Raw genomic sequence first — 24,343 nt, forward strand, 5'->3', positions numbered from 1 at the left:
CATTAAACTCGTCCTTCGCGGTGGTCTATAATTTCCACGATGGGTTCTGAGCGATCGCCTGTTACGGGGTGAACGATATCTTCCTGTCTTCTGTGATCAACTACTGGACGAGTGCCTTCATGTAAATCTCTGGCATCAAAAACAGAGTATTCTTGTATTCCTCGACGTTTGAGGATGGTTTCAGCGTGTTGGATTTCGGCTTCTGTACCATCGACAATAACTAAGTATTCACCTCTTTGGAAGCGGTCATTATAAACACGCGCTCTGTTTTCGGGAATTCCTAAACCTGCCAGTCCGCCAACAATACCCCCAGCTGCCGCACCAATCGCCCCACCTGCTAAGGTTGTCGCTAAAGCGGTAGAGATTGCACCACCAGCAATAACTGGCCCTACTCCCGGAATAGCCAAAGTCCCAAGACCAACTAACAAACCACCTAAACCGCCTAAAGCACCACCTGTGGCGGCTCCAGCTTTGGCTCCTTCATCGGCTTTATTGCCTTGACCAAGATTTCCACCCACGCCGGGAGTACCGCTAGCATCTTTAGCAATTAATGAAACTCGATTCATCGGGAAACCAGCGTCTCGCAGTTCTCCTAATGCGGCTTCGGCATCTCGACGATGAGGGAATGCGCCGATCGCTCTTCTATTACCTTGAGAATATGTGGCACTATCATCAGTAGGATCAAAAATTTGCCACTGTTGAATTCCATGTCTGCTTAAAATTCCTGCCGCCCGTTGGATATCGGCATCTGTACCGCTAACAGCGACAATGTAATCCCCATGATTGATGCGCTCATTATAGAACCGAGTCCGTTGTTCTGGCAGTCGCCAACGGTGAGAATCAAAGCGATCGCTCACATCAATATCGGTGAAAGCATTGCTGCGTAAAGCTGCCCGATGAATTAAAGAAATCTGACTTAAGGGAAAACCTGCGTGCCGCAAATCGTTAATTGCTGCTTCCGCATCTGGCAATAAGGAAAAGTAACCAACAGCGTGTTTAGTACGACCAATGTCAGTTGTGCCAGTGCCTCTAGGAGAGTCATAAACATCGTAATCTTCAATGCCACGACGACGCAAAATTGCTTCTGCTTGAGCGATTTCTGCATCTGTGCCATCGACGATTACCAAGTAGTGACCTCTGCGTACCCTGTCTTCATAGGCTCTAGCACGCTCTTCCGGAATTCCCAAACCAATTAGCCCACCAAGTAAACTCCCAGCTACCGCACCAATACCAGCGCCAGCTAAGGTAGTTGCTAAAGTAGTTGCTGTGGCTCCAGCCAGCATAATCGGGCCGATGCCAGGAATCGCTAATATACCAAGACCGACTAACAGACCACCCAAACCACCTAAAGCACCACCTGTAGCTGCTCCGACTTTTGCACCTTCATCTGATTTGTCACCGACTCTTTCTTGTACTGGAGTGCCAGCAATTTCTTCGTTCCTGTCTGTATCTTGGGCAATCACAGACACTCTATCCATTGCAAAGCCGGATTGTTTTAGTTCGTGTAGTGCTTGTTCAGCATCTCGGCGATGAGAAAATACACCTACAGCACGTCTACCTACACCTACTACCATTCTTACTTCTCCAAACAATAAAAGACAAAAAATTAGCTTTTTAATTATTTAAAAAGGCATGGATGTCATTGCTTTATTATTAACACTTTCTTATCGTGATCTTTCATCAATCAGATGGAATAATTTTGACCTCTATCATTGGATATACATGAGTATAAAAATGTTAATTAATCATGGAAAACCTAAATCTTTTTAATTCAATATAGGTTTCTCAAAAAAAATAGGATTAATGATTTTATTGTTCACAAAATTTAAATATTGTTCATAAGAAACAATATCCCCGAATGATCAAATAATTTGGGAATCTCAATCTGCTCAATTCTCCCATAGCAGATATAACTTTTGATAAATGTGATTATTACCTGAGAAAGTGTAGACCGATGTAAACAATAAATAGACTGAGAGATAGACCCTTCTAGAATTAGGGTTGATTTCATCTGTTGAACGTACGGGAAAAAATATATGTTTCCTATCTGTCATTGGCTATCTTTGGGGATAACTCCGACAAATAGATTGCCAGAAATACTAGTTCCCACAAAAGCATCTATTGAGTTTTCTAGTTCTCAATTTTTAGTGGCTTTATTCGCTGGGACTTTAATGGCGATCGCTTTTCAATTATTGTTAACTAATCTGTCTGTAGCTGTAGGTATTTCCACTCTAGGAAATGATTCATCTACTGATGATGAAGATGCAGAAACTTTAGGCAGTAAGGTACGGGAGGTTGAAGCTAAACTCGGTACTTGGGCAATATTAACAGCTAGTATCGCCTTATTTGCTGCAAGTTTTTTAGCAGTCAAACTCAGCTTTATCCAAAGTGCCATGCTGGGAGCGATCAGTGGTATCGTTATTTGGTCTACCTACTTCTTTTTAGTAGCTTGGTTTGGTTCCTCGGCTGTGGGTTCTTTGCTAGGTTCGATTGTCAGCACAGTTAGTTCTGGCTGGCAAGCACTGATGGGTACAGCAACTACAGCGATCGGTGCGACAACTGCTAAAAACCAGATGGTATCCACAGCAGAAGAAATTACAGCCGCAGTCCGCAGAGAATTAACTGCTGGTTTTGAACCAGATACAATCAGAAATACCTTACAAAGTTCTTTAGCTACCTTACCCAAACTCGATTTAAAAGAAATTCGTAGTCAGTTTGAGCAAATCTTGAGTGATGTTGATTGGCAATCTCTAGGTGATAATGATTTACTCCAAAATATTAATCGCCAAACTTTTGTGGATTTAATTAGCGATAGCCAAAGGCGAGGCGAAGCACATCGCACTAATTTGCCTCAAGCCAATGTCAATCAAATCGCTGACCAATTACAAGCAGCTTGGGAGAAAACCTTCACTCGCAAAAATCCTACAGAACAAGTAATTAACTTGCTGCAATCTGCCACACCAGAAGAATTAAGATCAGAAAATTTGGGTGAACGGTTACAGCAGATAGTTACCACGAGAAAAAACGGTAACGGTAGAAATGGAGTCATGCAGCAAGCGGTTAAATATGGCATGAGTGCCGCAGTCCCTGCTGTATTAGATCGAGTAGATATTGCTGATGTCGATGTGGACAGAATTAGTCATCAGCTACAACAGTTAAAAAACAAAGTTCAAGACATAGATGTTGAAAGAATTACTCACCAACTACAACAATTAAGAGAGCAAACCACTCAGCAAATCACTACCAGATTATCAACATCAGGTGATAATACTATCAAAACAGATGTTGAAGATTATATTCGTAATTCTTTCCCTTGGCATTTCAACCGCATCACCATTAAAAATGAATTTGCAGATGTGATCTACGATCCACAGGCAGATCCTACACACATCCGCCAACAATTAGAACAACTCCAGCAACAAGATTTTGCTAACTTATTGACACAGCGAGGTGATATCAGCGAAGCGAAAGTTCAAGAAATTGCTCAGGAAATGGAAAACATTCGCCAAGAAGTTCTAAAAACGGTGCAGCAGTCAGCACAAACTCCAGAACAAGCCACAGCTAAAACCAATGAACTCTGGCAAAGGGTAGAAGACTATCTGCGAAATACCAATAAAGAGGAGTTAAATCCTGATGCTATCAAACGTGATTTGCGAGTGTTATTAGAAGATCCGCAAATAGGCATCCAGCTTTTACAAACTCGTTTATCACAATTTGATCGTGATACTTTAGTGCAACTGCTAAAACAGCGACAAGATTTAAGCGAAGAACAAATTCATCAAATCATTGATCAGGTGGAAGCGGTTCGGGATAGTGTGCTGCAAGCGCCTCAAGCAGTAGTAGAACGTGCTAGAGAACAGTACGATCGCACAACAACAGCCATTGCTGATTATCTGCGCAATACCAAGCTGGAAGAACTCAACCCTGAAGGAATTCAGCAAGATTTGGCTACTTTATTGCGTGATCCTCAAGAGGGTGCTGTGGCTTTAAGACATCGCTTGTCACAAGTAGATAGAGAAACTTTGGTCAAACTTCTCAGCCAACGGCAAGATTTAAGCGAAGATCAGGTTAACCAAATTATCGACCAAGTACAAACAGCAATTGCTAATCTCGTCCAAGCGCCACGCCGTTTAGCTAATCGTACTGCTCAACGAGTCGCAGATTTTGGCACCAGTTTAGAAAATTATCTACGTCACACCAATAAAGAGGAACTCAATCCAGAAGGTATCAAACGCGATTTACAATTACTGCTGCGAGATCCCCGATTGGGAATTGGTAATTTAAGCGATCGCCTCTCTAAATTTGACCGTTCGACAATAGTAGCCTTACTATCGCAACGGGAAGATATCTCTGAGGCAGAAGCTAATCAAATTGCCGATCAAATTGAATCGGTACGTAACTCGATTGTTAGTCAATTACAACAAATCCAACAACGGGTACAGTCAGCAATTGATCAAATTTTTGACAGAATTCGTCAGTATCTCAACTCCCTCAATCGTCCAGAACTTAACTACGAGGGGATTCGAGAAGACTTTGCTAAATTATTTGACGATCCCCAAGCCGGGTTTGAGGCTTTGCGCGATCGCCTGAGTCAGTTCGACCGTGATACCCTAGTCGCTATCCTCAGTTCTCGTGAAGATATTTCCGAGTCCGATGTTAACCGTGTCATCGACCAAATCGAAGCCGCACGAGATAGTGTATTGCATCGCGCCGAACGCATCCAACAAGAAACCCAAAAACGCCTCAAAGCCGTCCGACATCAAGCTAAAAAACAAGTAGAAGCAACCAGAAAAACTGTTGCTAGTGCTGCTTGGTGGTTATTTGGTACAGCTTTATCTTCTCTAGTCGCTAGTGCAATTGCTGGTGCGATCGCTGTTACAGGTTAACTGACCTCTCTCCAAACCTCTCTCCTTGTAGGAGAAAGGCTTTGAATCTTGCTCCCCTTCCCTTGTAGGGAAGGGGTTGGGGGTTAGGTTTGTATTAGATTAAGACGGTGCGTTACTTCGTTAACGCACCCTACAAAAATAAAAATCTATCGCCACATTTAAAGCTTGCCACGCCACTACATTGAAAAACGCCATAATAAAAAACCTCGGTAGCAAACCGAGGCTAGAAGGAGAAGTCCAAATGTCAATGAAAGATACCGATACCGAATTCAGCGTTGATGAACCAACTAAAAACAAGAAGCCTATATCAAAGTAGTAACGTGTAGATTGTTACTACCTTTACTTAGTAAGTCTTGCTAACACAGCTGCGTCAAATGATTATCAGCAGCCACATGAATTCCTTGTTTGGTAACTCAATTGTTATCTTATGTAAATGATTGTAACAGAATCTTTACGAATCGATCAACAAGTTAATATTAACAAAAACAAATATTTAATATAAGTTTTATTTATAGATAAAAATAGTACTAGTAATACTCTTGACGACACATAGAAAATTATAAGAGCATCTGGTCACAAGCTAATAAAAATCTGGGTAATTATCAAAAATCTGGATCTGAAGAGTTAGTTAGCAGAGTGCATCAGTACGAATAATTCCTCAGTATTTTCAGATGCTATTTAACTGACACAATCTGCATATTTAATACTTTTTATACTTGAGTCATGCGTTTTTCTTTGAGATAGGTAAACACAGATTTATCTCCAATATCAGGAGGAATAGCTTGCACCGCTTTACGCACGGCAAACACTAGAAAGAAAATTGCCCAAATGCCTAACAGAACTTGTTCCCATTGAGTTGGTAAAATTCCTAGCAAATGACCCAACAACAAAAGGGGTACAGTTACGGTCAATATTTTAGTTTCTAGACGATGAAAACAAAAAGCTTCTTTAAAATAGATGCCTGTTAAAGCCGCGAAAGTAAAACCAACACCCAAAATAGTTAAGGGTTGGTTGTAGACAGTAACAGCAAAAGGTTGATCATCAAAATGAGCGATCGCTAATGCAGCAATGCTACCAATCAACCAAAACGCCTGCAATAGTCTATGCAACGGTGCGAGGTAAATATGAATAGTCAGCAAACTTACACCCAAGGCTAAAGTGAAGCAAGTATATAAAGGTGTCAGTGCTTGTAATACAGGGGGATGATTGTTGAATAAGACTAAAGCGCTGCCCACAGCAAAGCAAACAGCCGCTACCATTAAGCCAGCACGATAGATAATCACACCATTGCGATCGCTCTGATCAATAGTAAACTCCCCAAACTGACCTTGATAAACTTCTGGAACAGATATTGTTGATGTAGTCATAAGTAAATGGGTAATGGGTAATGGGTAAGAGTCATTGGTCATTATTTCTTCATTTTGAATTTTGAATTTTGAATTGATTTTGCACTCAGCACTCACTAATTACTTCTAGGGTATCTTGTAAGTCGAGTTGTAACTGTGTGTGTGCGTTACCGCTATTGATGGCAATTTCTATCCAGCCATGACTGCCAATTAAAGCTGTGGCTTCTCCAGGTTGGACATTACTATAGGTGTCACATCCTGGAATGATCAAACCATTAATTTTTACATACCATTTTTTGTCCTGGACGTAACTACCGGGAATATTGCTGACCAAGTTACCAAAGTAATCTATATATTGAATACAACCAATTGCACCAGTTGTTGTTTGCCTACAATGCTGAATATCTATCTGTACTAAGGCTGTGGTGTCGATTTCTTCTCCTAGCTGTTGGAGAGGGACACCACTAGCAAGATGAGCGCCGACTGGTGCAAAAATATCTCTACCGTGAAAAGTATTGCTAGGTTTGGGGATTCGCCAATATTGGGAATTAGTCAGTTCGACGGCAGCAATTGCTGGAGTTTGGGCTAATACACCACTAAAGATACCGTTATCTGGCCCCACTAGCAACCCATGAGCAAATTCTACTGCGATCGCTCGTCTTGTGCTACCCACACCTGGATCTACTATTGCCACGTGTATAGTTCCCTCTGGGAAGTAAGGATAGGCATTTAGCAAACAAAACCTAGCAGCAGCAAGATTTTGCGGTGGTATCTGATGGGTTAAGTCTACCACCTGCACATGAGGATTAATCTGCCAAATTACTCCTTTCATCACAGCAGCATAGACATCGCGATCGCCAAAATCGCTCAATAAAGTCAGAATTTGCTGATTTGATAACTTTTTTGAGATAAAACTCATCATAGGCGTACATAAAATCAAAAAAATCTGTAACAAAGACTACGAAAATTGTGTTATGTTAGGAATCACAGATATAAAGTAGAAAACTTAAAGAGGTTCAACTATGACTCAAAACAGACTCAAAGCAGGTAATGCTGCTCAAGAAGTACACAAACTCAATATTCAAAGAAATATCGAGCATCGCTTAGAAGTAGCGCGAGCTAAAGGTGATGAAAGGCTAGTTCGGCAGCTAGAAGCTGAATTAAGACAATTTGCTTAATTTTTCAGGTTCATTTGTTCATAGTGTTGTTGTGTTACCCCGCCTACGCGGGTTTTTTATTATTTTCTCTGTGTCTTTGTGGTTAAATAATATTTTTCTACCACAAAGGCACAGAGACACAGAGGAGACTCCCCACTCATCGTTAGAGGGTGTTGGAAAAGTTTCAGTAGGTATAAAAATGTCATTCTGACTGGAGCGGAGCGTAAGGAAGAATCTAGGTTTTGTGGCACATATTGAGATGTTTCATTCCGCTACGCTGCATTCAACATGACAAAGAAACAGACTTTTCAAACGTCCTCTTAGAATAGTAAAGAAAGCTCTCCTGTGTTTTGATACTAATGGGTGAGTAATTTATTGCTGATTTGCTACAAGCTAAATATCAGCAGTTCCGTGAAACTGGTAAGGGTGCGATGACAAGACGAGAAAACAATTCTTGGATAAACCGTGTTGCTGATGTCTGGAGAAAGACAACAGACGGTTTAGTGCAGAGTTTGCCCCTTGAACAGGTTTCACAGAGGTTTGTACAGTGGTTTAGTGTTGATGAAGCGGAAATTGCTGATATTTTAGAGAAAGTACGGGAAGAATTACCGACTACAGAAGCTTTATTGATTGGTAAACCGCAAGCAGGTAAAAGCTCAATTGTCAGAGGATTAACTGGTGTCTCATCTGAGATTGTGGGACAAGGGTTTCGTCCGCATACACAATATACTCAACGTTATGCTTATCCATCTGATGACTTACCCTTGTTAATTTTTACAGATACAGTCGGGCTGGGAGACGTTAACCAAGAAACTCAAGCAGTCATTCAGGAGTTGGTAGGAGATTTACAGCAGGAAAGTAGCCGGGTCAGAGTGTTGATTTTGACTGTGAAAATCAATGATTTTGCCACTGATACCCTACTACAAATTGCTCAAAATTTGCGTCAGCAATACCCTGAAGTTCCCTGTTTACTAGCAGTGACTTGTCTACACGAAGTATATCCCCCTGATGTGATCAATCATCCTCCATATCCACCAGACTACCCAGAAATCAACCGCACTTTCAGTGCTATTCAAACAGCTTTTGCTGGATTGTACGATCGCTCGATCCTGATCGACTTTACTCTAGAAGAAGACGGTTATGATCCAGTATTTTACGGTTTAGAGAGATTCCGCGATACCCTAGCAGAACTACTCCCAGAAGCAGAGGCGCAAGCTATTTATCAGCTATTAGATAAGCAAGTAAGTGAAAAACTCGGCAATCTCTACCGGGATGTAGGTAGACGTTATACTCTATCATTCGCTGTTATGGCAGCTACACTTGCAGCTGTACTGTTACCATTTGCTACTATGCCCGTACTTACGGCTTTGCAAGTATCGATGGTGACAATTTTGGGAAAACTATATGGTCAAACCTTGTCTCCATCACAAGCTGGTGGTATTGTGAGTGCGATCGCCGGTGGTTTTTTAGCCCAAGCCATAGGACGAGAATTAGTTAAGTTTATCCCAGGTTTTGGTAGTGCGATCGCTGCATCTTGGGCAGCTGCTTATACTTGGTCTTTAGGAGAGACAGCTTGTGTGTATTTTGGTGATTTAATGGGTGGGAATAAACCCGATCCTCAAAAAATTCAATCTGTCATGCAAGAGGCGTTTGAGAAGGCAAAAGAACGATTTAAGGGAATTTAATCTAAGTGACAAATTATTAACGATGATATTGGTAAACCCGCCCCTACCCGAATTATCGTTCAAGATAAAGAAACTAAATTTAACTTGTTTTTTTGAATAATTGAACAGGCTGATTTTGTAGTTCAGAAGTGATGAGTTTCACTCGCTCAACTACATCAATCATATATTGATAATTTGGGACTTTTCCATTGGGTACATATCCTACTTCTTCAGCCAAAACAGCAGGAAATTCACTCATAACTTTGCGGATATATTCTTGACGATTGCGTTCTACATTTGGCCCCAGTAACACCACACCAGATGGAACATAATGAGGGTCTGTATATAATACACGAAACTCATGTTCATTAATCTGGGGAGTGTAAAGATCAAATTCTGCCATTGAAATAGCGCCAGCAGCAGCTTTTCCTTGTGCTACCCATTCTAAAACTGTTGTAGGTGTAGGTGCAAATAATATTTCAGCTAGCGTCAATCCATAAAGATTAAATAGAGGGAAATAATATCCTGTGGCTGAACCTGGTTGACCTAAAGCAACTATTTTACCCTGTAGTTGTTTGAGGTTGCGGATTGGAGCATCTTTACGTACAACCAAGATAGAGCGTAAATTACTAATACCTACTAAAGGGAAAATAGGCACGTATTGAGATAAAGCGATCGCTATAGCTGCTAAACCTGGAGGAGCAAAGACTAATGACCAAGCCCGTTCTCGCAATCTTTCAATTGCTTTATTTTCGTTGAACACAGGCTCTAAACGAATGTGTGACTTGGTTTTTTCAGCTAAGTAACGGTTAAACTTTTCATATTGCTTAATTATTTCTTCTCCGCCATCATAATTGATCACACCAATAGTTAAAGTACCTTCATATCTTGATGTTGATGTGCATCTGGCGACTGTTAAACCTAAAAGCTGTAAAAAAAATAAACGACGGGAAAAGCGTCCAATCATCATTAATTAAGATTATGCCTAATTGATGTTAAAGAAAAGAGTTAATATTTGTTTACTTTTAATTGTGTATCTATTGCTATTACACAAGCTAGTATATACTATTAAACTAAGAATTTTTATAGCTAAAAAATATGTTAAAAAACTTAAAAATTGGTGCTAAGTTTAACTTACTTTTGATGATCATTTTCATAGTTAGTATTTGTTTAAGTGGCACAATACTATCAAACGTACTGCAACAGAGAGCGCAAAATGAAATAACTTCTAAAGCACAGATTTTGATCAAAACAATGAACTCAGTTAGAAGTTATACGCAAAATCGTGTGAATCCTCTACTAGCACCCAGATTAGAGACAGAAACAGTATTCATTCCGGAAACAGTACCAGCATTTTCTGCTACAGAAGTATTTGAAAATTTCCGTAAAAATGCAGAATATGAAAATTTTCTGTATAAAGAAGCAACGATTAATCCAACTAATTTAAGAGATAAAGCAGATCCTTTTGAAACCCAACTTGTAGAACGGTTTCGCAATGAACCCCAAACTAAACAACTTTCTGGCTTTCGCTCATTACCAGAAGGACAAGTATTTTATATTGCCCGACCACTAGAAATTACAGAACAGAAATGTCTGCGTTGCCATTCTACACCAGATCAAGCACCTAAAAGTCAGTTGACAACTTATGGAACAGAAAATGGTTTTGGTTGGAAACTCAATCAGATTATTGCAACTCAAATAATTTCTGTTCCTTCTGAAGAGGTTTTTAATAATGCTCATCGGAGTTGGTATTTGATTATGGGGCTTTTAGCGGTTATTTTTACAATTGTTGTGCTTGTAATTAACTTTTTAATCAAAAAAACTGTCATTGAGCGAATTAGAAATATTGAAAAAATTGCTCAAAGAGTTAGCGTTGGTGATATGAATGCTAATTTTGCAGAAACATCTAAAGATGAAATTGGTGGTTTAGCCGCAGCATTTGAGCGCATGAAATCTAGCTTAAAAATAGCTATGGATATGCTCAATCAACAAAGTTAGTATAGTCATTAGTCATTAGTCAAAACTCAGCACGGGCTGCATCGCCCCGCTTCCGCTAACAGCACTCCCTCACTCAATTTAATGAAAGGCAATAGGCAATAAGTATTTAATAACCTAGCCGTTGCTGAAATTGACTTGCTTTTTGAGGCTCAGAAATGGTTGTAGCTAGATTTTTTACTAATTCAGCACGAGAAATTTGTGGAGTAGACTTGAGCGCTTTTTGAATGAGAAATTTAGCGATTGGGCCGATTAAATCAGCTAATTCTCGCTCACATTCACAGATAAAACTATCAGTGATTTCTGAGTTACTGAAAGGGGGAACTTGACTAGGTAAATTATTGATATGGGTTTGAGGCTGGTTAGCAGATTCCTCAGATAGTAACATGGCTTTTTGCCGGAATTCCTTTTGTTGGTTTTCTGGCAAGTGTTGCGCTAAATTATTGATTAACTCTGAATAATTCTGTGCTGATGTCGAGAGTCTTAATAATGTCGTAGCTACAGGGCCAACGAGTTCTAAGAGTATTTTTTCTAACTTTTTATACTGGTATGAAGAGAGAATACTGTTAGTTTGCTGACTAGTTGATTGTTGTGGGGATGGTGAAACCTGGTGTAACTGTGTAAGTGCTGATGATACTTGAGTGAATTTAGTTTCCGCATCCGGAGCAAAGTTTTGCTCTAGTGCTGCTAAAACTTCTGTGGCAGATTGATAGCGCCATTTAAAATGATGTAGCACCATCCGCGATAGAATAGATGCGATCGCTGGACTAACCTGTGTCTGATGTTGCCAGAGAATCTCTCCTGTGTTGGGATCTTCTTCCAATTCTCTGGGGTGTAATCCTGTCAGGGCTTGGATACAGACAATACCCAACGAATAAATATCGCTGCTTGGCCTGGGTTTACCTCGTCCCTGTTCTGTAGACATATATCCTGGTGTCCCAATGGCAATGGTCATCTCTGTTTGCCCTGGGGATGCGAGTAATTGATTCTGGATGTGCTTCACTGCACCAAAATCAATCAGCACTAACTGATGATCTTGTTGTCGTCTGATGATGTTTTCCGGTTTGATATCCCGATGGATAACATGATGACTATGAACGAACTCTAAAATTTTTAATACCTGTTGCAACAATAAAACTACTTGGTCTTCTGTCCAGTTTTGCCCAGGGAGCATTTCCGCTTTGAGAGAATGACCTTCAATAAATTCTTGCACTAAGAAGAACTCTTGATGTTCTTCAAAGTAAGCTAAAAGTCTTGGAATTCGCTCATGATAGCCTAGTTGTTCTAGTGTTTCTGCTTCACTGGTGAATAGCCGTCTGGCAGTTTCCATAAACTCTGGATTATGGGTAACTGGCAGAAGGTGCTTAACAACACATTTGGGATGCCCTGGCCGGTGCATATCCTGAGCAATATAAGTTTGACCGAATCCTCCTCCACCTAAGATTTGGAGGACTTGATAACGCCCAGCTAGTAAATTTCCTAACATTGTACGATTTGCCTAAGTCCTCATCTCCATCTTGACATAACGATCAATATTCCCCAAAAAATTTACATAAGTAAGTCAGCGATAAGACAATGGGCAATAGGCATCAGGGTTGTCACCTAGTTGATTTTTCTTCATCTAGTTTGATTTGATTGTGCCGATTTATTTACTTATACGTGAAGCATATGAGATTTATGCAGGTGTAGTTGGCACTGATAGATAAAATTAAGTACACATTGAATCACTTTGTTACTTATTTATTAACTACGTAAAATATTGTTGTACTCAAATTGTATTCTTATAAAATTAATCAAATTATTAAAACTACCAATAGATAGAGTCCATAAAAAATCCATCACGCAATCATAATATGTAAAGTCTTGATTTTTATCAAAAAATGACTTTTATTTTGTTGAATTAACAGAGGAATTTCAGCATGGAAAATTTTTTAAAATTATCTACGGCAGACATTATTTATTATCTGAAGTTATCTTGCCAAATCCCTACTATATTGGAAGCGATCGCTACACAAAAATTCATTGCCGAAGCAGCCGAAAAACTTGATATTGAACTCAGTACAGAAGAACTGCAACAAGCTGCTGATAGTATACGGCTAGCTAACCAGTTACTCAAAGCAGATGATACTTGGGCTTGGCTGGAAAAACATTATCTCACCATAGATGATTTTGAAGAGATTGCCAAAAAGAATCTCTTATCTATTAAACTCGCTAATCATTTATTTGCAGATAAAATTGAACCTTATTTTTATGCTCACAAAATCGATTATACCGGAGTTGTCACCTATGAAGTTGTTTTAGATGATGAAGACTTAGCTCTAGAATTATTTTATGCTCTACAAGAAGGTGAAATTAGTTTTCAAGAAATCGCTCGTCAATATATCCAAAATACTGAAATTCGTCGTGCTGGTGGTTATCAAGGTATTCGCTATCGTAGTGACTTTCGCCCAGAAATCGCTGCGGCAGTTTTTGCCGCTAATCCACCACAGATTCTCAAACCAATTACCACACCCAAAGGAGTACATATAATTGCAGTAGAAGAAATTATTACACCTGAGTTAGATGAGCAAAGGCGAATTCAAATTGCCAGAGATTTCTTCACTACTTGGCTACAACAACAATTGTCTCAAATTGAGGTTTTAGCGGATATTTCTGTAAATAATAACTAAATTAATCACAATTTAATATCCTCAATTAAGTTAATAAATTGGGGATATTTTTGATTTGTTAAATATGATAATATCATAATATAAGTGAAAATTGTTTAAAAAAAAGCCCTTTTGCCCACCGGAAATAGCTCCATGAGACTGTTAACGAGGTTATCAAACAGTCAAACTTTATTCGAGAATATATATACATCTTTAACTCTCAGCAGCAAACTGGAGTTGATGATTACAAAGGTGTATATATATCTTCTGAATTAGCATTAAGGTAAGGACGTTGCAATTCAATATTGAGTGAAGAGAAATGTGCAACGATCGCCTCTATCCTACCTGCTGGTGTATCATTACCCAATTGCCAAGCCTCTACCAAACCATTAGCGACAATTTGACAACGATGTGTACCAAAACTTTCTTGTTCGTTCAATTTTTGGTCTGGTTCTTCAGCGATCGCTAACCCTGGAGCGATAAACTTAGTAAATAAAGGCACTTGTGATTGAAAATGTGCATGATGTTCTGTATACACCTGCTCTAAAACAGGATGAACCCTTTCATAATCCTTTTTGTCAAAATAAAGTACTCCTGAATCATAACGCCCATAATCAGAAGGGTTGTATAGTGCTTTAAATGTAAAAGGAATAGGTAGATCATTAAGCTTTGTAGTTAAACTATTCATCACAGCAACTGCACCTTCAGGAGTCAAATTGAAGTAGACACGCACCAAGGTTTGATGCTGATGTGATGCGCCTGCGTTAGCGACCGCCATATAAAATCCGTTTTGTACCAGATTCTTAGGTAATTTAATTGCCAGTAAGTTACTGTCAGGATGAGCCTGCAAATTTTGACTATCAACGTGTATTGTCAATCCATCTTTATAGACAACAAAAGTATCATTTGTTTCTGGCTTGACAAATTGCCAACCATAACTCCAGTGTCCTTTACCTGTGTTACTTTCGTGTAGGCGATCGTAAAAAGCGACATCCACACCCAAAAATGTGTTATTTTCCAGATTTTGATTCACTATTATATTAGGTGTTTCAGTGTCGAATGCTAGAGTCTTTTTTAAAGAACCATTGTAGTAGATTCCGTAAAGAAAACTACGCAGTTGTAAGCCCAAATATTTACTCTGAAAATCAGGAGACAATTTTTGAAAACGCAAAACTGCTGACTCTGGCAATTCCACAGGCTTATAGTCTGGATGTTTAATAGAATATTGAGACTGAATCTCAACTTTGTGAATGATATCTTGGAATGATATCTGTAATGATTCAGGAATATTTGCTAATTGAACAGACAGCGAATCTAATAGTTGCATAGAGATTTGCGTGTAAATAACATCAAAAAAATGCAGAGACAAAAGAGAAAAATTAATTCCCACAAACAACTGACTAATGACTAATGACTAATGACTATTAACCATTGACTGTTGACAATTAACTAACAAACTTGCTGCTTCCACACCAAAAATCGTTGGTATAGATGCTTCTGAACGACACAATAAACTCTTAGCGACTTGTAACATACAGATGCCAACATTACCAAATGTTTTTTCATGTTGGAGTCGTGCTTGGATAGCTCTAACCAAAGCTAAACCACAAAATTGCATGACACGATTTAAAAAATCAGGACGGTGTTTTATTATTTCTGGGAACTGATTTAAATAGGCAATTACTAACTCCCTTATTGAAGGTTGGAGTAGAGATAAAGGAGTTGTTGCTAGGCGCAAAGACTCTTCAATTGCAATTGATTTACTAGTAATCATACTATGCAACCAAATTTGCAGATAACTAGCGATAACTGTACCTAAATCATTGGCTGGATCTCCCCAATTACCACGTTCCCAGTCAATTAAGCGAATAATATTTTTAGGAGATAAATACTCATTTGGGTCTACTTCATCCCAACTTAAAGATAAAAGAATATTATTCAATTTTAAGTCATTGTGAGTGAGACAACATGGGGTAAAATTCTCAGATAATTCTGCGATCGCCTGACCTAGACTATCATAACGTTGATACAGAGCAAAGAACTTTATCCCATCCGCAGGGAACCTGCCAAAAATTTCTGGTGTAAGTCTATCTAATCCCCGATGTAAATTAATATTTCCTCTTGTCAAAGTATCATCAATATTTTGAAAAAATCCTCGATAGTCTTCACGATTCATCGAGAGCCGATGGATAGATGCTAAAGTAGCACCAACGGCTGTGGCAATATTTGTTGGGAAATATTCTAACTTCTCGCTAATATAAAAATCCATCAAATCACGATAATTGTCTAGATAATTGAAAACAATGATGGAATTTTCACTATTAAAATGTAACGCTTCCGAAAAATAGGGTTGAATGTGCGTTATTTCAGGAAAGTTACGTAAAAATTCATGAACTCGCCATTCTTGAAAAAACTCACCCACTGTTTTTCCTTCTAGGTTGTGGCGTTCTTGTTTAATGAGAATTTTTCTGCCATTAGCTAAGGTAACTAACAAATTAAAATTCTTTGCGGGTTTTAATTCAATCTTGCTAGATAATTGCTCATCAAGAGTACATAAATCTAGCGACATCAGATAGTCGAAAACATTCTGAGAACTTAAAAGAAATGGTGGCATAGTTTTAGATTAATTTTAGGGTTAACAACTAATATTTCAGTAACTCAAAAATATTTAAAAATCAGAATTACTGGTGTAGCTATCTACTAAGTTGACAATGCTATAAATGGCAAATACTACCAACATAAATTCAAAAGATTTTTTAGCAAATTTTATCACTAGGTCAATATCATAGCCATTGCCACCATGTATAACTCTATAATTCCCATCATGGAGGTCAGTTAAAAAACTTTCTGAATCAGATTGAGATAATTCAGAAATAATGATTTTCGCCATTGGCTTAAATAATCAAAACTTGTCGATAATTAGCAGTGAGCTAGATTAAAATTAATCAATTAATCTAGCCCGATAAATAATTAAAATTTAGTATCCAGCATCGCTAAAAGACTTAACCAGGTGTCCAATAGCATCAATCCCAAAGGTAATAGCTCCAAACTCAAGACCTTTAATACCGTAAGCTAAAACAGCATTGGTAGAACTAGAGTAATCATTACCACCATTGATGGAAATAGCATCTATATTGTTCAATTCATTGAGAAAGCTTTCAGAATCTTGAAACAATGTAGAACCAGTGGTAGGTAATTCGGTCAGATTAATAGATGCCATGATTGACTCCTAAAAAAGTTATTGTATTTGAGAAAAATGCAGGCGATTAAGCAATATATAACTTAATCGCTAATGCAACAATTTCCACAGAGCTATTAGCTCACGATTAATTCATTAACTCACTATAAATTAATAGTAATCGTGACCATCATCGCTGAAGGATTTAATTAGATGTCCCAGAGCATCAACACCAAAAGTGATAGCTCCAAACTCAAATCCTTTCAGACCGTAATCTAAAACTCCGTTTGTGGCTGAGGAAAAACCATCATAATCACCACCTTGAATGGAGTTGTCAAGATTGTTAAGTTCGTTGAGGAAGCTTTCAGAATCTTGAAACAATTCAGAACCAGCAGCGTGTAATTCTTTAACAGCAATAAATGCCATGATTGACTCCTAAAAAAAATTGTTGTGTTTTCTAGAAAGTGCAGGCGATTAAGCAATATATGACTTAATCGCTAATGCAACAATTTCTGTAGAGCTATTAGCTCACGATTAATTCACTAACTAACTAGAGATTAATAATCGTATCCATTGTCGCTGAAGGACTTAACTAGGTGTCCAATAGCATCAACACCAAAAGTGATTGCTCCAAACTCAAATCCCTTGATACCGTAGTCTAAAACTCCGTTTGTGGCTGAAGAAAAGCCATCATAATCACCACCTTGAATGGAGTTGTCAAGATTGTTAAGTTCGTTGAGGAAGCTTTCAGAATCTTGAAACAATTCAGAACCAGCAGCGTGTAATTCTTTAACAGCAATAAATGCCATGATTGACTCCTAAAAAAAATTGTTGTGTTTTCTAGAAAGTGCAGGCGATTAAGCAATATATGACTTAATCGCTAATGCAACAATTTCTGTAAAGCTATTAGCTCACGATTAATTCACTAACTAACTAGAGATTAATAGTAATCGTGACCATCATCACTGAAGGACTTAACTAGGTGTCCAATAGCATCAACACCAAAAGTGATTGCTCCAAACTCAAATCCCTTGATACCGTAGTCTAAAACTCCGTTTGTGGCTGAAGAAAAGCCATCATAGTCACCACCTTGAATGGAGTTGTCAAGATTGTTAAGTTCGTTGAGGAAGCTTTCAGAATCTTGGAACAATTCAGAACCAGCAGCTTGTAGTTCTTTAACAGCAATAAATGCCATGATTGACTCCTAAAACAATTATTGAGTTCAGTAGACTTGGCTAACGATTAAGTTGTGTTTTGCTTAACCGTTGATTCAATTTTTATTGAGAATTTTTAGGAAATTCAAGCTTCCCAACTTGATTAAAAAGACCTAAATAGATACGATATGTCTTTTTTGAATTCTGATTTAACAGATTTTAGCTATCATCAACAACGGCTCATACCAATTCACAAAAATCTTGATATATAGGAATCTGACTAGATTCTTATATAGAAGTCACATTTGATTTCTGTTGGCGTAGCCTGTGCTTACACAAAAAAATCAGTACACCTCTATTACTTCTTTTCTGTTACCTGTTAAGAGCCTATCGCGCTTGCGCTGCGCTTTGCGCACCACGCCAGAAATTTCAATAATCAAGTCGGATTCCTATAGCTAATACCATTTCACTAAATGAATGATATATAAAACTTGCCCTCATCCCCCAACCCCTTCTCCCAGAATTGGGAGAAGGGGAGTAAAAATCTCAAAGTCCCTCTTCCAAGTGTGGGAGAGGGATTTAGGGTGAGGGCTTTTGATTCTGGAGTTTAGACGTAAAAAAATCGTGTGTTTAATTTGCATGAAATTGAAACCACACGATTAGAGAAAAATTAAGTTGTAGTTGTGCAAACAATATTTTCAAATCCCAAGTTGTTTTCGCAGGTCTGCGAGTTGTAGATCAAGTCTTGCCATCCAATCATCAAGAGTTGAATTGATTTCGTCAAATGAAACCCCTATTTCTTCATCTGAAGGCAAAGCTTCAGTTTCTTCGCTTGTAGTTACTCCTCTTGATCCTCTTCTTCTCATCCCAGCTTGGACTGTTCTCATTTCTCCAGCAGTGAGTTCAGTAATAAATTGTTCTTCATTACTAGGGTCAAGGTCGGAGATTGTGATTCTTACCATTGCTTTGTCTCCTTAAATACGGTCATCTCTATCAGAAAATCCTTGAGATAGGACTAATCCAAAAATCCAGAATTACTCTCTTCTATTTTGAAATGTAATTGGACGAAATAAGTATTTTCGGGCTAGTTTTTCAGACAGAATTACAGGAGTTTTGTCTATAAAAGCATTCAGTTTTTAGTAGGAAGAATTATTTGTCTTTCATAAATATCTATATAAATAGAGATGTCATTACGACATCTCTAATATATGTATTCCTCAAGGGTTATGGGCAGGAAAACTTTCTTCTCTAGCCCTTTTTTCTCGACAACAATTAATTTTGCGCTTGTGGTGGCAAAGCTGGAATTGTCACATCTATAGGTGTTACTTGAGCAGCTAACTGAGTCAATGGTGGTTGAATAGCTGTTTGATTTCCCACCACTAAGGTGACGAGATTTTCTGGTTTGAGATACTGTTTGGCTACACGTTGCACATCAGATATTTTGGTGGCAGCAACAGCTTTTTGATAGCGAAACAGAAAATCAGCCGGATAGCCATAATATTCATAGCGCATCAATCTTGACAAGGTTTGTGCAGGATCTTGGAAATTGAAAACAAACGAATTGAGTGTAGACTCTTTCGCACGAGCTAATTCCTCTGCTGTCACTGGTTGGGCTTGGATGCGTTTAATTTCGGCTTGCAAGGCTTTGACAAACTGCACAGTAGCATCAGAACGGGTTTGTCCACCGGCAATGAACATTCCAGGGTAGTCAAAGCGGGGACTCCAAAAACCATATACAGAATAGGCTAAACCTTGACGCGATCGCAATTCATTAAACAACCGCCCGCCAAATCCATTCAATACCCCGTTTAATACATCCAAGGCTGCATAATCGGGATTATCGAATTTGCCTCCCAAATGCCCAACTAAAATACTACTTTGAGTTAGTTGGGGTTGATTGACAAAAAACACACCGCCTGTAGTGGCTGATGTTACCTGTGGTGGTTGAGGTTTAGTGAATTTAGGGTTACGTTGCCAGTCACCAAACTTAGCTTGAATGAGCGATCGCATTTTTTTGGCATCAAAATCCCCCACAATCCCTAAAATCAGATTATTGGGGTGAAAATACTGTTGATGGAACTGTACCAAGTCTGCACGAGTCACCCGTTCCACTGTCGCATATTCGGTAATTCGCGCATAAGGACTATCCTGGCCATAAATCAACTTGCGAAATTCCCGACTAGCGATATCATCAGGATCATCATTGCGGCGAGCAATCCCACCCTTAGCTTGAGTTTTGGCTAAATCTAGCTTTTCTTGGGCAAATATAGGCTGACGCAACACCTCTGCAAACAACCCAAACACCGTTTCGACATCTTCACTCAAAGCCTCAAAGCTAGCAGTCCCCACCGCTTCACCCAGGCTAACTTCCACTGCTGCCGCCCGTTGTTCTAAAATCTCATTCAAATCATTGGCTGAATGTTTTTGAGTTCCTCCAGTCCGCATGACTGTACCTGTAAAACCAGCCAATCCCACCTTGTCCCCTGGTTCCCAACGACTCCCAGTCCGCACCATAGCCGTTCCGCTAACTAAGGGAAGTTCTCGATCCTCCATTAAATAGACAACTAAGCCATTTTCCAGCACAAACCGTTCATACTTAGGTAACTTAATCTCCGGTAACGGCGTAAATTGTAACTCTGTGTAATGTTTCGCAGCAGCAGTCGCCGCCAAAGAAAAGTTAAATGTTACCAGTAAACAGGCAACAGCCGCCACCACCGCATAAATCAACCTCTTACCACGCGGCATTTTCAATCTTGCTTCATACCTTTGCATATCTGTTGCTTATCTCCTAATATTTGCGGTGTGTTGCTTATGCTTTCTTGGATAACAACTTGCCAATTGTGCGATTTTCGGCAGTAAAGGTGGATTTAGCCACGCGCTGAATATCTGCCGGAGTTACAGCCACAATGTCATCTAACTGCTTAAACAAATTCCGCCAGGAACCAGTTTTCACCTCATATTCCAACAGTTGCTGTGCCATACCCATATTGGAATCTAAGCTACGCAACAAACCTGCCCTTGCTTGAGTTTTGACTCTTTGCAACTCTACTGCTGCTACAGGTTCGGTTTTCAATTTGTCAATTTCCTGACGTAAAGCCACAGCCACTTCATCAACTGTATGCCCAGGAGCCGTGAGAGCATAAAATAACATCAAATTTGGGTACTTATCCCCAGGAAATCCACTAAAACCTTGGGCAGTCAATGCTAAACGCTGTTGCTCGACCAAAGATTTATACAACCGTGACGTACGTCCATCACTTAATAAACTACCAATAATGTCATAAGCCGCATTATCGGGATGGGTAACGGCTGGACGGTGATAACCTTCCAAATACCAAGGCTGAGAAGGTAACTCCACGGTTACTTCGCGTGTCTGCGTTTGTTTTGGTTCTACAGCAATTTGAGACTGTGGCTTAGAACCCGCTTTGTAGCGTCCAAAGTAAATCTGGGCTAATTTTTTCACCTCACTTGGGTTGACATCTCCAACTACAGCAATGGTGATGTTACTGGGAACATAATAAGCGTTGAAAAACTTCTGCACATCCTGTGGTGTTAAATTGCGAATATCTTGGTCATAACCAATCACCGGACGCTTGTAAGGATGGACTTTGTAAGCAGTATCAATAAATTTCTCGATCATCAGTCCGATAGGAGAATTTTCTACCCGCATCCGCCGTTCTTCTAAGATCACATCCTTTTCTTTATAAAACTCACGACGAATCACAGGATCAAGAAAACGATCTGACTCCAATGACATCCACAATTCCAACTTATTAGCCGGAAAACTGTAGAAGTAACGAGTCGCTTCCGTTGAGGTATTAGCATTTAAATCCACACCTCCAGACTGTTCAACAATTTGCCCCAGTTCGTTTTGCTTAACTAATTTAGCTGCTTGGGCTTCTACTTGCTTAAACGTCGCCTGTAACCTGGCCACATCATCTTGCTTGCCATTTGTTTTAGCAACTCTAATTTGCGTATCCAATTGCTCTAAACGCTCCAAGAGGGGCTTTTCTAGCTGGTAATTTTGCGTACCGATGCGTGTAGTGCCTTTGAACGCCAAATGTTCTAAAAAGTGAGCCACACCAGTTTTCCCATCTGGTTCATCTACACCCCCGACATTAGCGTAGGTAAGAAATGAAACAACAGGTGCTTGATGGCGTTCTAAAACAAGAAACTTCATGCCATTGTCTAGCCGGAACTCAGTCAACTGCTTAATGACCCGATCTAGATATGGTTGAATGGAAGTTTGGGTGGAGGTTTGGCTGGGTTGCAGTGTTGATGGTGTTTGGGCTATGGCCATTTCTGGCGTAGAACCCCAACATAAAAGAGCGATCGCCATCAACATGGCCAATAACCGATAGGATATTGATTGATTAAGTTGATTCATCAGCAACAAATAAAATAGATTTCCACTACTTCAGCAACAGGTAAATTAGCAAATAGAGCGTTAATCTAGTATTAAGCTTTCTGTGCTTTTTGTCCCTGACGGTAGACAATAATGCTACAAGTAGTGTTCCGGAGATTTTACAATAACTGATATGCGAGTTTTTAATTCTCCTCCACCTTCGGAGGCACAAACACGTTCCCGCATTCTACAGGCGGCACTCAAGTTGTTTGCGTCTCAAGGTTTTGATGGCACTACCACCCGCGATTTAGCCCAAGCTGCTGGTGTCGCCGAAGGAACTCTATTTCGGCATTTTCCCAACAAAAAAGCCATTTTGGTGGAAGTCGCCACTAGTGGTTGGATAGATATTCTCACAGATTTGCTCACAGAATTGAGCGAAATGGGCAGCTACAAAGCTGTCGCGCAAGTCATGCGCCGCCGAATGTGGAATTTTCACAAAAACGCCGACTTAATGCGCGTTTGTTTCATGGAAGTGCAATTTCACCCAGACCTGCGCGATCGCATTCAAATCGAAGTCATTGGTAAAATGACCGATGTCGCTGAAGCCTTCTTCCAAACCGCAATGGACAAAGGCATATACCGCCAAATGGATGCCAACCTCGTCGCCAAAGTCTTCCTGGGAATGTTTGCGATCGCCGGCTTCTCTGACAACACCCTCATGGAACCCAACGCTTCCCCCCAACAAATGCAACAAATGGCCGAAGGCCTAGCAGATATCTTTCTCAATGGCGTGTTAGTGAAAGATTGAAATAAGAAGGGGATAGGGGACAGGTGACAGGTGACAGGGGACAGGTGACAGGTGACAGGGGACAGGGGACAGGTGACAGGTGACAGGGGACAGGGGATAGGGGACAGGGGATAGGGGACAGGGGATAGGGGATAGGGGATAGGTGACAGGTGACAGGTGACAGGGGATAGGGAGCAGGGGAGAAGAATTAATAGCTACTCAGCACTCAAGACCAATGACTATTGACTATTGACTATTGACTATTGACTATTGACTATTGACTATTGACTATTGACTATTGACCAATGACTATTGACCAATAACAACCCTCGCCTGCTGACTCCATTGCTGGACTTGTTCAATAGCTGGACACAAGTCTCGGCGTTGCATTGTTGCCACTTGTAAGCGCAAAATTTGTTTATGTAATCTGTGAGTTGGAGTCTGGGCTAACTGTGCAACAGAACCGATACCCGCGTGAAGTAATAGCCCACAATTTTGTGTTCCCACACCAGGGATTCTCGCTAAATCGGCCAGAGCTATCCATTTATTGACATACTGAAGGTGGACTTGTAACTTATTCGCCAAAGCCACCTTAGCCTCTAGAGTTTTGCCTTGTTTAATTAGCTCTCCCGTAGTCGCAATTCCCCAACTTTGGAGTTGAGATTGTTCCTGTTGACTGAGTCCCGGCAATTGCTCAATTGGCCAGTCACAAGCCATGATAGAACCTTGAGTAACTATATGTTTAGCAGACATTTTGAAAATTAAGACATATATTCAATTACATATTGTGCCTCAATAATCAATAGCCGTCAGATGTAGTTAACCTTTTTTGAATAGACATCGACCGAATTTAATTCTGCTTTGCTCGAAATCCTTGTAGAGACGTTGCACTGTAACGTCTCTACATTCATTTTCACCAGATGTTTAACTCACTTGGCAGATGCGTAGCGATTTTTGTAATAAGTCAAAATTTCCTGTACACGTTGGCGATTTTCGGCGTTAGAACTAGCTCTCCAACAGATAGATAAACTGTCAATTTGACTTTGCTGGTAATCAAACTGTGGAGATGATTGGGGAATGAGGCTGACTTCTACCCCTTCAACTTGACGCAGATGGGCTGCTATCTCTCGATATACAGCCAACGGTAAACCGACAAATTCGACTTTTTCCTGAGTCTCCATCT

The 24,343-nt window shown here is 39.7% G+C and carries 23 protein-coding genes; 6 read left to right on the forward strand and 17 right to left on the reverse strand.

The window, feature by feature from the left end:
• Positions 1–2: 2 nt before the first annotated feature.
• On the reverse strand, positions 3–1,574 hold the full coding sequence (locus tag FD725_RS12715) for a general stress protein (RefSeq protein ID WP_179048486.1): 1,572 nt from the start codon (positions 1,572–1,574) through the stop codon (positions 3–5).
• A gap of 462 nt (positions 1,575–2,036) precedes the next feature.
• Between FD725_RS12715 and FD725_RS12720 the strand changes: the two genes are divergently transcribed.
• Positions 2,037–4,886, forward strand: coding sequence for an MFS transporter (locus tag FD725_RS12720; protein ID WP_179048487.1), 2,850 nt, complete (start codon positions 2,037–2,039; stop codon positions 4,884–4,886).
• Between the two features lie 710 nt (positions 4,887–5,596).
• Here the strand turns inward: FD725_RS12720 and FD725_RS12725 are convergent.
• Together FD725_RS12725 and FD725_RS12730 are read right to left on the reverse strand one after the other, a co-directional pair.
• On the reverse strand, positions 5,597–6,253 hold the full coding sequence (locus tag FD725_RS12725) for a DUF2301 domain-containing membrane protein (protein WP_179048488.1): 657 nt from the start codon (positions 6,251–6,253) through the stop codon (positions 5,597–5,599).
• An 85-nt stretch (positions 6,254–6,338) separates the two neighbouring features.
• Positions 6,339–7,154, reverse strand: coding sequence for an S-adenosyl-l-methionine hydroxide adenosyltransferase family protein (locus FD725_RS12730; protein WP_256871896.1), 816 nt, complete (start codon positions 7,152–7,154; stop codon positions 6,339–6,341).
• Positions 7,155–7,254: 100 nt separating this feature from the next.
• Between FD725_RS12730 and FD725_RS12735 the strand changes: the two genes are divergently transcribed.
• Together FD725_RS12735 and FD725_RS12740 are read left to right on the forward strand one after the other, a co-directional pair.
• Complete coding sequence (locus tag FD725_RS12735) at positions 7,255–7,410, forward strand: hypothetical protein (RefSeq protein WP_179048489.1); 156 nt, start codon at positions 7,255–7,257, stop codon at positions 7,408–7,410.
• A gap of 410 nt (positions 7,411–7,820) precedes the next feature.
• Entirely contained in the window at positions 7,821–9,074 is a 1,254-nt protein-coding gene (locus FD725_RS12740) for a GTPase family protein (protein ID WP_179051518.1), read from the forward strand.
• A 79-nt stretch (positions 9,075–9,153) separates the two neighbouring features.
• Here the strand turns inward: FD725_RS12740 and FD725_RS12745 are convergent, their stop codons facing one another.
• Positions 9,154–10,020 (reverse strand): phosphate/phosphite/phosphonate ABC transporter substrate-binding protein, encoded by an 867-nt coding sequence (locus FD725_RS12745; protein WP_179051519.1) that lies wholly within the window; start codon positions 10,018–10,020, stop codon positions 9,154–9,156.
• 131 nt (positions 10,021–10,151) lie between these two features.
• On the opposite strand from FD725_RS12745, the gene FD725_RS12750 reads away from it, so the two are divergent.
• Positions 10,152–11,051, forward strand: a complete 900-nt coding sequence (locus tag FD725_RS12750; RefSeq protein ID WP_179048490.1) for a DUF3365 domain-containing protein — start codon at positions 10,152–10,154, stop codon at positions 11,049–11,051.
• A gap of 106 nt (positions 11,052–11,157) precedes the next feature.
• On the opposite strand, the gene FD725_RS12755 is transcribed toward FD725_RS12750, so the two are convergent.
• Positions 11,158–12,534: a serine/threonine-protein kinase gene (locus FD725_RS12755; RefSeq protein ID WP_179048491.1), complete on the reverse strand. Its 1,377-nt coding sequence runs from the start codon at positions 12,532–12,534 to the stop codon at positions 11,158–11,160.
• 433 nt (positions 12,535–12,967) lie between these two features.
• On the opposite strand from FD725_RS12755, the gene FD725_RS12760 reads away from it, so the two are divergent.
• Positions 12,968–13,717 (forward strand): peptidylprolyl isomerase, encoded by a 750-nt coding sequence (locus FD725_RS12760; RefSeq protein WP_179048492.1) that lies wholly within the window; start codon positions 12,968–12,970, stop codon positions 13,715–13,717.
• A gap of 223 nt (positions 13,718–13,940) precedes the next feature.
• Here the strand turns inward: FD725_RS12760 and FD725_RS12765 are convergent, their stop codons facing one another.
• The 10 genes from FD725_RS12765 to FD725_RS12810 form a co-directional block, all read right to left on the reverse strand.
• A complete protein-coding gene (locus tag FD725_RS12765; RefSeq protein WP_179048493.1) occupies positions 13,941–15,023 on the reverse strand; it encodes a T3SS effector HopA1 family protein in 1,083 nt (360 codons plus the stop codon).
• An 87-nt stretch (positions 15,024–15,110) separates the two neighbouring features.
• Entirely contained in the window at positions 15,111–16,310 is a 1,200-nt protein-coding gene (locus FD725_RS12770; RefSeq protein WP_179048494.1) for a phosphotransferase family protein, read from the reverse strand.
• Between the two features lie 54 nt (positions 16,311–16,364).
• On the reverse strand, positions 16,365–16,586 hold the full coding sequence (locus tag FD725_RS12775) for a hypothetical protein (RefSeq protein WP_179048495.1): 222 nt from the start codon (positions 16,584–16,586) through the stop codon (positions 16,365–16,367).
• 87 nt (positions 16,587–16,673) lie between these two features.
• Positions 16,674–16,916, reverse strand: a complete 243-nt coding sequence (locus FD725_RS12780) for a hypothetical protein (protein ID WP_179048496.1) — start codon at positions 16,914–16,916, stop codon at positions 16,674–16,676.
• 129 nt (positions 16,917–17,045) lie between these two features.
• A complete protein-coding gene (locus FD725_RS12785; RefSeq protein ID WP_179048497.1) occupies positions 17,046–17,300 on the reverse strand; it encodes a hypothetical protein in 255 nt (84 codons plus the stop codon).
• A gap of 131 nt (positions 17,301–17,431) precedes the next feature.
• Positions 17,432–17,683: a hypothetical protein gene (locus FD725_RS12790; protein WP_179048498.1), complete on the reverse strand. Its 252-nt coding sequence runs from the start codon at positions 17,681–17,683 to the stop codon at positions 17,432–17,434.
• 131 nt (positions 17,684–17,814) lie between these two features.
• Entirely contained in the window at positions 17,815–18,069 is a 255-nt protein-coding gene (locus FD725_RS12795; protein WP_179048499.1) for a hypothetical protein, read from the reverse strand.
• 657 nt (positions 18,070–18,726) lie between these two features.
• Positions 18,727–18,990, reverse strand: a complete 264-nt coding sequence (locus FD725_RS12800) for a hypothetical protein (RefSeq protein ID WP_179048500.1) — start codon at positions 18,988–18,990, stop codon at positions 18,727–18,729.
• 310 nt (positions 18,991–19,300) lie between these two features.
• On the reverse strand, positions 19,301–20,800 hold the full coding sequence (locus FD725_RS12805) for a pitrilysin family protein (protein WP_179048501.1): 1,500 nt from the start codon (positions 20,798–20,800) through the stop codon (positions 19,301–19,303).
• A gap of 37 nt (positions 20,801–20,837) precedes the next feature.
• Entirely contained in the window at positions 20,838–22,415 is a 1,578-nt protein-coding gene (locus FD725_RS12810; protein WP_179048502.1) for a pitrilysin family protein, read from the reverse strand.
• Between the two features lie 151 nt (positions 22,416–22,566).
• Here FD725_RS12810 and FD725_RS12815 point away from each other — a divergent pair, with 151 nt between their 5' ends.
• Positions 22,567–23,181 (forward strand): TetR/AcrR family transcriptional regulator, encoded by a 615-nt coding sequence (locus tag FD725_RS12815; protein WP_179048503.1) that lies wholly within the window; start codon positions 22,567–22,569, stop codon positions 23,179–23,181.
• A 288-nt stretch (positions 23,182–23,469) separates the two neighbouring features.
• On the opposite strand, the gene FD725_RS12820 is transcribed toward FD725_RS12815, so the two are convergent.
• Positions 23,470–23,913, reverse strand: a complete 444-nt coding sequence (locus tag FD725_RS12820) for a DUF4332 domain-containing protein (protein WP_179048504.1) — start codon at positions 23,911–23,913, stop codon at positions 23,470–23,472.
• Positions 23,914–24,089: 176 nt separating this feature from the next.
• Positions 24,090–24,341: a hypothetical protein gene (locus FD725_RS12825; RefSeq protein WP_179048505.1), complete on the reverse strand. Its 252-nt coding sequence runs from the start codon at positions 24,339–24,341 to the stop codon at positions 24,090–24,092.
• Positions 24,342–24,343 lie beyond the last annotated feature (2 nt).

Source organism: Nostoc sp. TCL26-01, assembly GCF_013393945.1.
GTDB lineage: Bacteria > Cyanobacteriota > Cyanobacteriia > Cyanobacteriales > Nostocaceae > Trichormus.